The organism is Paraburkholderia caffeinilytica (assembly GCF_046030355.1).
GTDB lineage: Bacteria > Pseudomonadota > Gammaproteobacteria > Burkholderiales > Burkholderiaceae > Paraburkholderia > Paraburkholderia caffeinilytica_B.
Window position 1 is genome coordinate 151,199 of record NZ_JAQQCQ010000010.1, and the last position, 13,424, is coordinate 164,622.

A 13,424-nucleotide genomic window follows, 5' to 3' on the forward strand; every position below is an offset into this window, starting at 1 on the left:
ACGGATGTCGAGGCAGTTCATACAATCGATCTTCGTTGACTTGGCAGGCTTTGTCAATCCCTGTTCGTTAGATCGGGCAGCGTCGCCGGTGGGCTGCACATCGCAGCCGACGGCGCGCTTTTTCACACAGATGGACTAATCACGCACGCCGCTTTGCTTCCTGAAAGCATCCAGAATGCGTCGCTCCAGTGCGTTGTAGTCTCGGCCGAAGTGATGATCGCCCGACGTGCGAATCACCTCGACGCCGGTTTTGGTCAGCGCCGGACACAAGGTGTCCTTCTCGTCTTCACCGTAGAAGCACTGCACGATCGCGGGCGGCACGCGTGTCAATTCGGGCTGCACCTTCAAGGCTTTGTCGCTCGCCGGCATGCCGAGCCAGCCGCCCACACGAATCTGGAAATCGGCGTCGGGCGCGAAGCCGAGCAGCGCAATCAGCGACACTTTCGCGCGCAGCGCTTCGGGCAGACGGTTATAGGCGAACGGCATCACGTCAGCGCCGAACGAATAACCGACGAGCGCAATATGGTCCGCATGCCAGCGCGCCCCGTAGGTCTGCATCACGCGCGCGAGATCGCGGCTCGTCTGCGCCGGCGTCTTTTCGCTCCAGAAATAACGCAGGCTGTCGATACCGATCACCGAAACACCGTCTTTCTGCAAGGCGAGCGAGATGGTTTTGTCGAGATCGCGCCAGCCGCCGTCGCCGGAAATCACGATCGCCATGAGGCCGTTCGGATGAGCCGCCGGCAATTCGATCAGCGGCAGATCGGAGACGTCGTCATCATTCGTCGACGCGGTCTGCAAATGCGGCGTGACCATCGCCACGAGCCGCGTGCGATCGCCGTTGCCGGGCGCCGCCTTTTCAACGAAGCCCGGCACTTTGTCGCGGATGATCGTCGGGTCCGGCGGGCACGGTTGAAAACGTGAATCCAGATTGCGCTCCGCATCCACCGAGACCGCGCCGGCGACTGTATTCGACGGCGCCTGTTCGAGCACATGCATCGCAAGCGTCGCGCCCTGCCCCGTACCCGCGACGATCGGCGCGAAATAGCGGCTCGATTGCGATTGCCGTTCGAGTTGATGGCTCAACGCTTCCGCGTCGCCCACCAGTTGATGGCAGGCTTCTTTTTTCTCGCTCAGGTTGGCGGCATAGCGCGCCGTATCCACGCCGACGGTCATCGCGCCGGCCTTGGCGAGCGTGTCGGCGGTTTGCTGGTCGGCTGCGCTCCAGCCGGTGGCCGGCGAATACAGTACGACGAAACCGCGCAAGGGGCCGACCGGCTGCGTTACCGTCACGTCGCCATAGCGGCCGCCGGAAACGGTGGTGGTTGCGGCCACGGCGGCCGCGCTGCCAGCAACGAGGCCCGCCGCAATGGCGAGCCTGAAAAACGGATGCAGTGTCATGAACGCCGGCCTCCTGCCAGCAATGACAGGTCCGCGAGCGTGAAGAACACACCCATCGAACCCGACGCCGCGAGATAGCGCGGCTCCCAATGCGGCTGGAACTTGCTCTTGAAAGCTCGCAGTCCGCGGAAGTTATAGAAGCGGCCGCCGAAGCGCCACACGATGCCCGCCAGCCGATGCCAGCGCGACGCGAGCGGTGTCGGCTGCATGCCCGAGAGCGGTGCGATGCCGAGACTGAGCGAGCGGAACCCCGCCTGCTTCAGATGCAGCGCCAGCTGGGTGAACAGATATTCCATCGCGTACGGCGACGCGCTTTCCACGTGTCGCATCACGCCGACCGTCGCCTCGGTGTTCATATCGGTCGTCATGAAGGTCACGAAAGCGGCCGGTTCGCCGTTCTGGCGCACCAGCATCACAGATTGCGCGGCGAGGTATTCGTCGGTAAACGCGGCTACCGAAAAGCTCTTTTCGCGCGCGTCGCGGCTGTCGAGCCAGCCGTCGGAAATCTCGCGCAGCGTTTCGAGCGACGCGGGCACATCGGCCTGATCGATCACTTCGACCGTAAAACCATCACGTTCGCCACGCTTGAGCGCATAGCGAAGATGCGCGCGATGCGAGCCCTTCAGGTCGAAATCGTCGAGCACCACGTGAGCTTCTTCACCGAGCTTCATCAGCGTGAGGCCGGCGTCGAGATAAAGCGGCAAGGCATTGGCGCGCACCTGATAGAACGCCGCGCGGCCACCGTGCGCATGCGCGAGCGCGACGAACTTGCTGATCAGGCCGGCCCATTTTTCGCGCGGTCCGACCGGATCGTGCAGTGCGGCCCACGTGCGGCCATTCTTCGCGTACATCAGAAAGGCTTCGCGCGATTCGGAAAAGAGAAAGCTCTTGTCGCCCATCAGCGCGAGGCCGGCGTCGCTGCGCTCCTGGGCGCGTACGATGCGCGCCGCGTCCTGCAAATCCTGCGGCGCGGGCATGACGAAACGGCCCGCCGCGGGGCGCAACAACTGCCAGAAAGAGAACGTGGCGGCGAACACGCTGGCGGCAAGCGTCGCGCGCAGCGCACGCGGTGCGCGTTCGTCGAAGGCGAATTGCCACCACAGGTCGCGCGTGTACGGCACGTCGCGGAACGCAAACAGCATGACCCACACGGCGAGCGCGAGCACCATCGCCACCGACACCAGCCAGCCCGCCGTAAAACGCTCGGCAAACAGCGACGAATGACGGTTGAAACGGCGGCGCGTGGACAGCAGCAGCACGATCAGCATGCCAAGCACGCCCGCTTCCACGAACGCAAGACCTTTGGTCAGCGAGAGCGCGAGGCTCAGCACCGCCAGCAGCAAGGTCATCCACCACGCGGCATCCAGACGCCGCAGCAAACCACGCGCGACGAACAACAGCAGCACGCCGAGCACGCTGCACAGCATTTGCGAGCTCTCAAGCACCCACAGCGGCAGCACGTCGCGCAGAATCCGGATGCGCTGCCAGAACGCGGGCGTCGCGCTGGAAATCACCAGCATGCCGCCGACCACGAAAGTCACGAGGCTCAGAAACAGCGGCGCGAGCTTATACGCGCCTGCCGCATGCCGCAACGGCAGGCGGCTTTTCAGCGCGCGCCCTTCGAAGCCCGCGAGCAACGCCGCCGAAACGATCAGTGGCAGGCCGAAATAAATCGCCCGATACGCGAGCAGCGCCGCGACCATCTGATGTGTTTGTACGCTGCCGTTCAGCGTGAACACCATCGCGGCTTCGAACACGCCGACGCCACCGGGTGTGTGGCCGATCATGCCGAGCAGCATCGCGGCGGCATAGACGGTGATGAAGGTCACGAAACCGACGTCCGCATGCGGCAGCAGCGCCCACAGCGCGAGGCCGGCGGCCACCACGTCGAGTACGGCGAGGGCCACTTGCGCGAGCAGATCGCGGCGCGCCGGGATATCGAACGACAGCCACTGCCAGCGCGTGCGGACCGGACGCGTGTCGCGACGGCAAGCGGCCGCCGCGAGGCCGAGCATGGCGAGCAGCACAGCGCCGCCCCAACGCAGCGTGAGCGGCGGAAGCTTCAGCATCGTCGCAAGCGGGTCGGCGAGACACGTCATGCCGAGCGCTGTCATCAACACCAGCGCGAGCGCCAGCGACACGCTCGTGAATACCGTCATGCGGCCGATCTGCACGGGGGTGACGTTCGACACGCCGTAGACGCGCGCGCGCACGGCGCCGCCCGTCAACGCGCCGAAGCCGGTCGCATTGCCGAGTGCGGAGCCCGCGGTTGCGCCGACCCAGAGTGCCGCGCGTGGCACCGTGGCGCCCAGGTAGCGCAAGCCGACTGCGTCGCGCCCGACCAGGGCGATATAGCTGAGCACGGTCGCGCCGAGCGCCGCGGCCCACTCGCCCGCCGTCAGGTGACGCAGCTGGCGCATGATCGAACGATAGTCGACCGCTTGCGAGAGATGTTGCAAGACGACCAGCAGCAGCCCGCAAATGACGAGAGCGAGCAGGGGCGAGAGGATGCTCCGCTTGCCAAGCGTGTTCGATGCACGGTCGAACATCGCGCCTAGCCGGTCGAATTTATTGTTATATCGGTGGAACATGGTCAATGCGGGCCTTGCGTAGAGCTGTCGTAGCGACGGGTCGTCTGCCACGGCGTCGCCTTACTTCGGCGATTACAAATGGATAACGGCAAAGTGTTGAAAAGGTTGACAGCGTCAGCCAATGTCAGTCAATTCGTCGGGTTTTAACCTGAACCGGTTATTGAAACTGAATGCACTTCGCGGCATGACGGAGTGCATGGATAGAGCAATCTGGCCGATAAAAGGGCCAATATTGCCAATTGGCCTGCCGTGCTGATGAAGACCACTGCGCGCAGCAAGGGGCTGGATTTTAAACGCTTATTGAAGATCGCGAGACGAAGATTCGCCGTGACCTCGACGCGGTTCGTTCGCGCACCGTTTTAAAGACTGATGCTTAAAGACTGCTTCGCTCCTTCAAGATTTTCGCTGCGCGTGCCCACAATCCCGAGGTGGCCCTCCAGCGCGCTGACGCGGTTTGATGCTCTAATCGATGCCGATGCATCGATTCCGAAGCACGCTTCCCTCTGGACAGGAGACACGGATTGACGAACGAACAACAACTCGAGCGCTGGCTCGCCCACGAGCAGGAAGTATTGGCAGCGCTCAACGCCGGCCCGGGCCCTGGCGTCGCCAGCCCCGAACAGGTGGCGGGCAAGACCGGCCTGGAAGTCATGCAGGCGATGATGAAGGGGGAACTGCCCTACGCCGCGATCGCGCGCACGCTGGACTTTACGATTGTCGAAATCAGCGCCGGACGCGCAGTGTTTCAGGGCACCCCGCTCGCGCAGCATCTGAATCCGCTGGGCACCGTGCACGGCGGCTGGATCGCGACCTTGCTCGATTCCGCGTTAGGCTGCTCGGTACACACGATGATGCCGGCGGGCCGTGGCTACACCACGGCCGAGTTGAGCGTGAATTACGTGAAAGCCGTGACGCCGCGCTTGCAGCGCGTGCGCGCCGAAGGCAACGTGATTCACTGTGGACGGCAACTGGCCACGGCGGAAGCTCGCCTCGTCGGCCCCGACGGCACGCTTTACGCGCATGCCACGACGACCTGTCTGGTGTTCGAGATCCCTAACCGCTAAGAGATAGATACGGTTAAAACCACCGGTTGGCGGCCCCGGTCGGCGACCTGGTGGCGAACCGGCTGCACAAGCATGAAGTCCGGTGGCTGGCGCTGTGCATGTGCATATGCGCCTCAGCCTCGCCTTGCAGCGCCCTGCTGACGCTGGCCCTGACTAAAGCGCTTACTGCGGGCGGCGATGCGCTTCAGCGAGCACTGCGCAGGTTTGCAGATGCAGGTCCAGCGCATGCAGAGCCAGTGCACGCAGCTTGCCCAGCCACGTGTTATTAGCGGCAGCAGCAGTACGGACGGTAGCAGTGTTGGAAGCGGTGTTCATGACGGACTCCTGTATAGGGTTTATACCTAGGCAATAACCCGATTATAAGCCTCTCATGCCGCACCGCAACAAATATCAATAATATCGCCAACATGCTGTGCGACATCCACCTCGGCGGTCCTCGCAATCTCGAAAAGGGGCAGCAGCCGGCGGCGCACTATTAACCATCCGCACCGTACAGGTGCAATAATGCCCCCTTTGCCTGCAGCCCTTCGCCGCAGATTGCCCGCCCGTCATGACCGTCGCCCAGAAAGCCCTGATTGCGCCCCTCATCGTCGCGTGCGCGATGTTCATGGAAAGCGTCGATGCGAATGTGATCGTCACCGCGTTGCCCGCCATGGCGCGCGACTTCGGGCGCGATCCGGTCACGCTGAAAATCGCGGTGACGAGCTACGTGCTCGGTCTCGGCGTGTTCATCCCGGTGTGCGGGTGGCTTGCGGACCGCTTCGGCGCGCGCACGATTTTCCGCACCGCAATCGGCATCTTCGTGACCGGCTCGCTGCTGTGCGCCGCGTCGAACTCGCTGGCCACCTTCACCCTCGCCCGTTTCGTGCAAGGCGTCGGTGGCGCGATGATGGTGCCGGTCGGGCGGATCATCATCTTCCGCGTGGTCCACAAGTCCGACTTCATCCGCGCGATGAACTACCTGAGCGTCCCGGCCATGCTCGGACCGGCAGCCGGACCGCTGCTCGGTGGCTTCATCACCACCTATCTGCACTGGCGTCTGATTTTCTTCATCAATGTGCCGATCGGCATTCTGGGTATCTATCTGACTAACCGGTATATCGCCAACACGCGCGAGCCGGACCCCGGGCCACTCGACTGGATCGGTTTTTTTCTGTCGGCCGCCGGCGCCGTGCTGTTGTTGCTCGGACTATCGCTAGTCGGCGGCGAACTCATTTCGAATTGGAACGCTTTCGGCATGTGCGCGTGCGGCGCCGCGCTGCTCGTGGGCTACGTCGCGTATGCACAGCGCGTCGCCTTGCCGTTGCTCGATCTGCGCTTCTTCAAAGTGCCGACTTTCCAGGCGAGCGTGCTCGGCGGCTCGCTGTTTCGTATCGGTCTCGGTGCCCTGCCGTTTCTGCTGCCGCTGATGCTGCAGGAAGGGCACGGCATGAGCGCCTTCGAGTCCGGTTTGATTACCTGCGCGTCCGCGTTCGGCGGCATGTTCATGCGCACGGTCGCCTCGCGCGTGCTGCACCGTTTCGGCTTCCGCTCGGTGCTGGTGGTCAATGCGGCGCTGTCAGGGATTTCGATCGCGGCGTGCGGACTGTTTTTCCCCGGCACGCCGACCTGGATCATCTGGTTTGTCGTGTTGCTCGGCGGCTTCTTCCCCGCGCTGCAATTCACCAGTCTCAACTCGCTGACTTACGCGGAAATCGCCAGTCGCGACGTGGGGCGCGCAACGAGTCTCGGCAGCGTCGTCCAGCAGATGTCGCTCGGCCTGGGTGTCACGGTGGGCGGTATCGTGCTGCAGATTTCGCGCGTGCTGCACGGACATCCCGGCATCATGTGGTCGGATTTCTGGCCCGCGTTTCTGGTGGTGGGCCTGTGCTCGTTCGCTTCGATTCCGGTCACGCTGCGCATGCCGCATCGCGCGGGCGAAGAAATCGCGCGAGGCGGTCGAGGCTAACGTCTCTACAGACTCGCCCCTTCAGGCCTTCTTCCGGATCACGCTGACCTCGCCATTGCGTTCGAGGATGGCAGCGGCCACATTGTCCATCGAGCGCGAGCCGGTTTTTTGCCGGACGCTTTCGTGAACATCGGTTGTGGTAACCAGCGCCGCAGCCATTTCACGCGCATTGAATTTGCCGTCGCTGAACACCTCGCGTTCAACGCCGCCCACCAGCCGCTCCAGCGCCTGCGAGCGCAGGCAGGCCCAAGCCAGCAGCCGGTGCGCGAGGACGATCGCGAACGAGGCCACCACCGTCGCGACAAACGGCGACGCACCGACAATCGCCCGGCTCAGTGTTGCGCCGAGCAGAATCACCACCACGGAATCGAATGGCGAGCGCTGCCCGAACGAACGGCGGCCCGACAGCCGGATCAATATCAAAGCGATCAGAAATACGGCGATCGCGCGCATACCCATTTGCAGCGAATTGAGATTCCTGCCTTCGCCAAATAGCACGAAGAATGTGTCCATCCTGTCGCCTCCTCGCGACGTGCCGTCGTCCTGATCTTGTGTTCCCGAATGAGACGTGCAGCGGACTGCGGCCACTGTCCGCGTTTATCCGGTCGCCCATGCGGCGAGCGTGTCGCCGAAACCGCCGCGCGCGCGGGTCAGCGTCCGCGCGCTCGTGATCACGCGCGGCGCGGCGCTCCACGCGATGCGGGCGCCGGTCGCGATCAGGCGGTCGACGAGCGCGACGTCTTCGCTGCACGTGAGCGGCGGAAAACCGCCGGCGCGTCGATACGCGTCTGCCGAGACGCCGAGATTCGCGCCATGCACGTGGCGGTGACCATCGGCGTCCACATAGGTTTTGCGAAAATATTCGCGCACGCTGTGCGGATGCGCGGCCCAGTCGTCGACGGCAATCGAGCCGCACACGGCGTCCGCGTCCAGCGCCAGTTGCGCGACCAGCCAGCCCGGCGACACGCGGCTGTCGGCATCGGTGAAAGCGAGCCAGCGGGCGCCGTCCGCCAGCAGGAAATCCGCACCCGTCGCGCGCGCGATACCCACGTTGCGTGCCTTCAGCGTTAACGTCCCGGTGCCGTAAGCACGCGCGATCGCGCCGGAAAAATCACTGCATGCGTCGAGCACGACGACGATGCGCACCGTTTCGCCGGCAAGCCCAGGATGCCGTGCAGCGTCGAGCAACGCAGCGAGACACGGCGCCAGCAACGCCTCTTCGTTATGCGCCGGAACGATCACGCCGATCATAGAAGCCCCTCGCGTTGCGCCACCGAACGCGCGTCGCGCGACCAGACGTCGATCAGCAGATCGGCTTCGTCGTGATGCGCGAGATGCGACAGGCCGCAGCGCGTGTCGAATATCGCATGCGCAAGATCGGCGGATTCGAGTGCCTCGGCGAATGGCCGGCGCCAGTGGCAAGCGAGCAGCGTGCCGTCCTGCGTGAGCGATCCAGCGATTCGCGCGGCCAGTGTGTCGAGGTCGGCTGCTGCGAGGTAATACGCCAGTTCGCTGATGACGATCAGGTCGAACGGCCCTGCCCCGGTCGGCCAATCGTGCGGCACGGTACGTCGCTCGACGCAGACCTGCGGCATCCCCGCAACCCTCTCGCGCGCAAGACGCACCGCCGTTTCGTGCAGATCGGCGGCGAGCAACGCCTCACAGCGAGTCGCCAGTTCAGCCGTGAGTTCGCCGTTCGCGCAGCCTGGCTCGAACGCATTGCGATAACGCGGACGCGGCAGCAGTGCAAGCGTAAGCGACCGTTTGCGGCGCTCGTACCAGCCTTCGCGCAGATGCCACGGGTCGTCGCTGCTTTTGTATAGTTCATCGAAGTAAGCCACCGTCGAGGACATGTCAACGACCCTCCGTATAGTGCGTCAGAGCATCCATGGCGCACCTCCGGCAGCGGAGGCAGGGTCGAACCTTGCGTTGACGGTCAACTCGCCGAGTGCGGCAAGATCGCGTTCAGCATGGCTTTGCCGCAGGAACACCGGCAGATCCGCCAGCGCGCGGGCAAAGCGCGCATCGCGACACAACGGACCGGCGCCGAGCGCGCGCGTTGCGTGACTCATCACGGCAGTCGCCGCTTCTTCAACGACGAGGCGCGCGCGCATGGCTTCACGTTGAGCGTCGGCGTGGGAATGCGCGTCGATATGAGCGGCGGTTTCATGCAGCACGGCGGCAGCGCCGGCTAATGCGACATCGACCGCGCCGAGATGCGCGAGCCGATAAGCGTCGGCGCGTTGCATGGACGCTTCACGCAATCTCCGGCCGATTTGCGAAGCGGCGCCGTACCAGCATGCGGCAATCCCGGCGCCGCCCTGCCAGAAGCCCGGCCGACGCACGTAGGCATGGGCCGCGCCGACGAGCGTGGCCGGTGTCCGATCGAAGGTAACGTCAGCACTAGCGGTGGCGTGCATGCCGAGCGCTTGCCACTTCGATGTGTCGATTGAAATCGACGCGTGATTCATCGCGACGGCGGCAAGCACCGGCTCGTCGTCGAGCCATACGGTGACTAGCGCGTGGCTGACTACCGCCGCGCCTGAACACCAGGCTTTGGTGCCGCTTAGATACAGTTGCCCGGCATCGTCTGCACGCGTCGCACGTTTGCCGGCCTGCACGCGTGCATCAGGCGGCTCCGCGGCCCATACCCCCCAGCGGCTCCCCGAAGGCGGTGTGGGACCGTGCAACTCGGCGAGAATCGCCAACGCATCGGTATGCCCTTCAAACAGTTTGACCAGACCGAGATCGCATGCCGCAACAGCGGCAAGCGCACGCCAGCGCGTCAGGGTCTGCCCGTGTCCTGGCAACGGTACGAAGGGAAAACGGTCGTAGCCTCGTTGAACCAGTGCGCGCAAGACATCGCCCAGCGCGGCGGAATCGCTCGCGTCGAAATGCGCGTCACGCAGAAAATCGTCAAGCGCCCCGGCACAACTCGCCGCCTGCTGTGTATCGAGCGCGACATGGGAATCGCGAATGCGACTTCCGCCGAGTCTTTCCGGCGGCCGCGCACTCACGCCGGCCGCACGATCACGCGTATCGAGCATCGTGCCTCCCTGAAACTGTTTGACCTATGCGCGCGAACGTTTGATAGCCGCATCGCGTGCAGACAAACAGCAAGCGGCGTGCCGCAGGTATCGAATACCGGAGACACGCCGCTATCTTTCAGGGTTATGGCGCGCCGGAGACGGCGTGCAACGCTCCCGCAGGAAGGAAGCGCGCCGTGGACATCAGGCGGGACGGCGTTGCCGGCGCCGCGCTTCCGCCTGCTCCAGCAATGCATCGAATAACGCGAGTTCCACCGGCTTGACGAGATGGGCGTCAAAACCGGCCGATCGCGTCCGTTCACGGTCGCTTGCGTGACCAAAGCCGGTCATGGCGGCGAACACCGTGCCGGCCAGCATCGGCATTGCGCGCAACGCCTCAAGCGTCGCATAACCGTCCATTTTGGGCATCGCAAGGTCGATCAGGGCAAGGTGGGGCTCGAGGCGCGGCGCGACCGCGAGCGCCTGCGGACCGTCGTAGGCAATGCGGACCTCGTGGCCCTTGAGCTCGAGCAGCATGGCGAGACTGTCGGCGGAGTCGCGGTTGTCGTCTACCAGCAGAATACGCAGCGGCGCCACCTTGTTTCCCTCCATGCCCCCATGATCGTCCTGTCCTGCGGGAAGCGCGGCGGCAAACGGCAAACTGAGCGTGAACGAACTGCCGCACCCCGCGCCCTCGCTGCTCGCGATGATGCTGCCGCCATGCAATTCGACCAGCGATTTGCACAATGTAAGACCGATGCCGAGGCCACCTTCGCCGAGACTCTGTCCTTCCTTTTCCTGCGCGAACAACTCGAAGATCGCATCGAGCGAACGTACGGGAATCCCGCGGCCATGGTCGCGCACTTCCAGCACCGCCATCTGATGATCGACGCGCCCCAAAATTTCGATGCGGCTGCCGGACGGCGAAAATTTCGACGCGTTGTGCAGCAGGTTTTGCAACACCTGCACGAGCCGCGTCGTGTCGCCGCAGACAATCAGCGGCTCGGCCGGCAGATACGTCGCGACACTCTGCTCCCGCGCATCGGTAAACGGCCGTGCGGCTTCGATTGCACGCGCCACCACCTCGGCCAGATCCACCCGCGTCAGCCGCAACTCGACCTTGTCCGACATGATGCGGCCGACGTCGAGCAGATCGTCGACGAGACGCGTGAGGTGCGTGACCTGCCGGTCGATCAGATCGCGCGAGCGCGCCAGCGTCGGACTCACGCCCGCTTCGAGCTGCATCACGCCGATCGCGTTGCGCACCGGCGCCAGCGGATTGCGCAACTCGTGGGCGAGGGTCGCGAGAAACTTGCGCATATGCTCGCCGGAGCGCTCCAGCTCTTCGCGCTCACGGCGCTCGGTCAGATCGCGCGTGATCTTGGCGAAACCGCGCAGCCGGTTCGATTCGTCATACACGGCGGTAATGTTGACGTTGGCCCAGAAGGTCGTGCCGTCCTTGCGCACACGCCAGCCCTCGTCTTCGACGTGGCCGATCTGCCTCGCGATCGCCAGCTCACGCGCGGGCTTACCGGCGGCCGCTTCTTCGCGCGTGTAGAAAGTCGAGAAATGCCGGCCAACGATTTCATCGCGCGTATAGCCCTTGATGCGCGCGGCGCCTGCGTTCCAGCTCACCACGTAACCGTCTGGATCGAGCATGAAAATTGCGTAGTCTTTCACGTTGTTGACCAGCAGACGAAAGCGCTCCTCGCTCTGCCGCAACGCTTCCACGGACGCGCGCTGACTGGTCAGATCGCGGGTAATCTTGGCGAAGCCGGTCAGCTCACCGGCGTCGTTGCGCACCGCCGTGATGACCACGTTGCACCAGAAGGTCGTGCCGTCTTTGCGAACCCGCCAGCCTTCGTCCTCGAAGCGGCCGGTCAGCGCGGCCTGCTGCAGTTCGTAAGCGGGCCAGCCGCGCGCCACGGCTTCGGCAGGGTAGAAACGCGAGAAGTGCGAGCCGATGATTTCGTGCGCCGCGTAGCCCTTCAGCTTCTGTGCACCGGCGTTCCAGCTGACGATATGCCCGGTCGGATCCAGCAGGAAGATTGCGTAGTCTTCGATCGACTGGACCAGCCCCCAGTAGTCGACCGCGACGGGCGCGTTGGCACGGAGTACGGACGGCGCGTTGGCGGCCTCGCCGTTATCGCCTGCGGGGTGAGCGTCAGTCTCGTTCATGGTGAAAAGAGTCTATTGGTATGTTCAGGCAGCATACACCGACTCACTTTCATGTTTCGTCTATTGACCCACGTTATCGCCTTACCCCGCCGCCCCGACCTTCTCCGCCAGCTTCGCGTCGTAACTGGAATGGACATGCACCCGCTTCTTCTCCGGATAGGCGTACGTATACGCCTTGCGCAGCGCCAGCGACGCCTCATGAAAGCCGGACAGAATCAGCTTCTGCTTGTTCGGATAGTTAGCGATGTCGCCGACGGCGAAGATGCCGGGCCGCGAGCTTTCATAGTTGGACGTATCCACGTCGACGCGGCCGCCGTGAATCGACAGATTCCACTGCGCGATCGGCCCGAGATCGGCAACCAGCCCGTACAGCACGACGAGTTGCTCGGTGGCGAGCTGTGTTTCGCCTTCGATATGCCGCAGCGCGATCGACTTCAACGTATCGCCCTCGACCTTGAGCCCCGAAATCGCGCCGACAATGAAGTCCATCTCCCCTGCCTCGACTGCGTGCCGCATCGACTCGACGCTCGAATCCGCCGCGCTGAAGCCGTTGCGGCGATGCACCAGCGTCACGCGCCGCGCGACCTTGCGCAGTGCCAGCGCCCAGTCGAGCGCGGAGTCGCCGCCGCCCGCCACCACCACCGTCTTGCCGGCGAAATCGGCGAGCCGTTGCACGCTGTAGTGCACGTGACGCGATTCCAGCGGCACGGCTTCGGCCAGCGCCAGCCTTTGCGGCACGAACGCGCCATTGCCGGCGGCCAGCAGAATCGCCGCCACGTCGAATACGAGGCCGCGGCCGGTGCGCACGGTCCAGCGGCCATCGTCGCGCTGCTCGACCGATTCGACCCGTTGCTCGAGATGGATGGGCACATTGAACGGCTTGCATTGCGCCATCAAACGTTCGACCAGTTCGCGCGCGGTACACGAGGGAATCGCGGGAATGTCGTAGATCGGCTTGTCCGGATAGAGCTCGATGCACTGCCCACCCACCTTGTCGAGCCCATCGACAATCTGGCACGACAGGCCGATCACACCGGCTTCGAAAGCGGCAAAAAGGCCCACGGGGCCGGCGCCGACAATCAGGACATCGGAACGAACCGGTTGCGGAAGTGGGTCTGTGGCGGGCGTCATTCGGAGTCTCGTGGGGTGGATCGATGAGCCACCATACAGAATCGCCCGAAGCCCGGCAACGATGTCATTACAAGCGATAAGGACG

General features: G+C 64.0%; 11 protein-coding genes. 2 read left to right on the forward strand and 9 right to left on the reverse strand.

From position 1 onward, the window contains the following. Positions 1-135: 135 nt before the first annotated feature. Both PQQ95_RS17280 and mprF read right to left on the reverse strand, forming a co-directional pair. Positions 136-1,401 carry a virulence factor family protein gene (locus tag PQQ95_RS17280; protein ID WP_408438585.1) on the reverse strand — a complete coding sequence of 422 codons (1,266 nt, stop codon included), beginning with the start codon at positions 1,399-1,401 and terminating at the stop codon, positions 136-138. After that, entirely contained in the window at positions 1,398-3,950 is a 2,553-nt protein-coding gene (mprF, locus tag PQQ95_RS17285) for a bifunctional lysylphosphatidylglycerol flippase/synthetase MprF (RefSeq protein WP_408438723.1), read from the reverse strand. The genes PQQ95_RS17280 and mprF overlap by 4 nt, the downstream gene beginning before the upstream one ends. 563 nt (positions 3,951-4,513) lie before the next feature. On the opposite strand from mprF, the gene PQQ95_RS17290 reads away from it, so the two are divergent. Continuing rightward, entirely contained in the window at positions 4,514-5,056 is a 543-nt protein-coding gene (locus PQQ95_RS17290; RefSeq protein WP_408438586.1) for a PaaI family thioesterase, read from the forward strand. 162 nt (positions 5,057-5,218) lie between these two features. Here the strand turns inward: PQQ95_RS17290 and PQQ95_RS17295 are convergent, their stop codons facing one another. Then, the gene (locus PQQ95_RS17295) at positions 5,219-5,371 is read right to left on the reverse strand and encodes a hypothetical protein (protein WP_408438587.1); all 153 of its coding nucleotides are present in this window, start codon (positions 5,369-5,371) and stop codon (positions 5,219-5,221) included. A gap of 235 nt (positions 5,372-5,606) precedes the next feature. Here PQQ95_RS17295 and PQQ95_RS17300 point away from each other — a divergent pair, with 235 nt between their 5' ends. After that, positions 5,607-7,004 carry an MFS transporter gene (locus tag PQQ95_RS17300; RefSeq protein WP_408438588.1) on the forward strand — a complete coding sequence of 466 codons (1,398 nt, stop codon included), beginning with the start codon at positions 5,607-5,609 and terminating at the stop codon, positions 7,002-7,004. Positions 7,005-7,025: 21 nt separating this feature from the next. On the opposite strand, the gene PQQ95_RS17305 is transcribed toward PQQ95_RS17300, so the two are convergent. From PQQ95_RS17305 to PQQ95_RS17330, 6 genes are all read right to left on the reverse strand, one after another. After that, the gene (locus PQQ95_RS17305; protein ID WP_408438589.1) at positions 7,026-7,517 is read right to left on the reverse strand and encodes a DUF421 domain-containing protein; all 492 of its coding nucleotides are present in this window, start codon (positions 7,515-7,517) and stop codon (positions 7,026-7,028) included. A gap of 84 nt (positions 7,518-7,601) precedes the next feature. Next, a complete protein-coding gene (locus PQQ95_RS17310; protein ID WP_408438590.1) occupies positions 7,602-8,255 on the reverse strand; it encodes a glycosyltransferase family 2 protein in 654 nt (217 codons plus the stop codon). Continuing rightward, positions 8,252-8,857: an SAM-dependent methyltransferase gene (locus PQQ95_RS17315; RefSeq protein WP_408438591.1), complete on the reverse strand. Its 606-nt coding sequence runs from the start codon at positions 8,855-8,857 to the stop codon at positions 8,252-8,254. Before PQQ95_RS17315 ends, PQQ95_RS17310 begins: the two co-directional genes overlap by 4 nt. A 24-nt stretch (positions 8,858-8,881) precedes the next feature. Then, positions 8,882-10,051: an acyl-CoA dehydrogenase family protein gene (locus PQQ95_RS17320; protein ID WP_408438592.1), complete on the reverse strand. Its 1,170-nt coding sequence runs from the start codon at positions 10,049-10,051 to the stop codon at positions 8,882-8,884. A gap of 183 nt (positions 10,052-10,234) precedes the next feature. After that, complete coding sequence (locus tag PQQ95_RS17325; RefSeq protein ID WP_408438593.1) at positions 10,235-12,208, reverse strand: PAS domain-containing hybrid sensor histidine kinase/response regulator; 1,974 nt, start codon at positions 12,206-12,208, stop codon at positions 10,235-10,237. Positions 12,209-12,289: 81 nt separating this feature from the next. Further along, positions 12,290-13,339 carry an NAD(P)/FAD-dependent oxidoreductase gene (locus tag PQQ95_RS17330; protein WP_408438594.1) on the reverse strand — a complete coding sequence of 350 codons (1,050 nt, stop codon included), beginning with the start codon at positions 13,337-13,339 and terminating at the stop codon, positions 12,290-12,292. Positions 13,340-13,424: the final 85 nt, after the last annotated feature.

Coding starts and splice junctions, on each gene's coding strand:
- PQQ95_RS17320 (WP_408438592.1), bottom strand. CDS start 10,051: ATGCTCGATACGCGTGATCGTGCGGCCGGCGTGAGTGCGCGGCCGCCG.
- PQQ95_RS17305 (WP_408438589.1), bottom strand. CDS start 7,517: ATGGACACATTCTTCGTGCTATTTGGCGAAGGCAGGAATCTCAATTCG.
- PQQ95_RS17280 (WP_408438585.1), bottom strand. CDS start 1,401: ATGACACTGCATCCGTTTTTCAGGCTCGCCATTGCGGCGGGCCTCGTT.
- PQQ95_RS17300 (WP_408438588.1), top strand. CDS start 5,607: ATGACCGTCGCCCAGAAAGCCCTGATTGCGCCCCTCATCGTCGCGTGC.
- PQQ95_RS17325 (WP_408438593.1), bottom strand. CDS start 12,208: ATGAACGAGACTGACGCTCACCCCGCAGGCGATAACGGCGAGGCCGCC.
- PQQ95_RS17310 (WP_408438590.1), bottom strand. CDS start 8,255: ATGATCGGCGTGATCGTTCCGGCGCATAACGAAGAGGCGTTGCTGGCG.
- PQQ95_RS17330 (WP_408438594.1), bottom strand. CDS start 13,339: ATGACGCCCGCCACAGACCCACTTCCGCAACCGGTTCGTTCCGATGTC.
- PQQ95_RS17295 (WP_408438587.1), bottom strand. CDS start 5,371: ATGAACACCGCTTCCAACACTGCTACCGTCCGTACTGCTGCTGCCGCT.
- mprF (WP_408438723.1), bottom strand. CDS start 3,950: ATGTTCGACCGTGCATCGAACACGCTTGGCAAGCGGAGCATCCTCTCG.
- PQQ95_RS17315 (WP_408438591.1), bottom strand. CDS start 8,857: ATGTCCTCGACGGTGGCTTACTTCGATGAACTATACAAAAGCAGCGAC.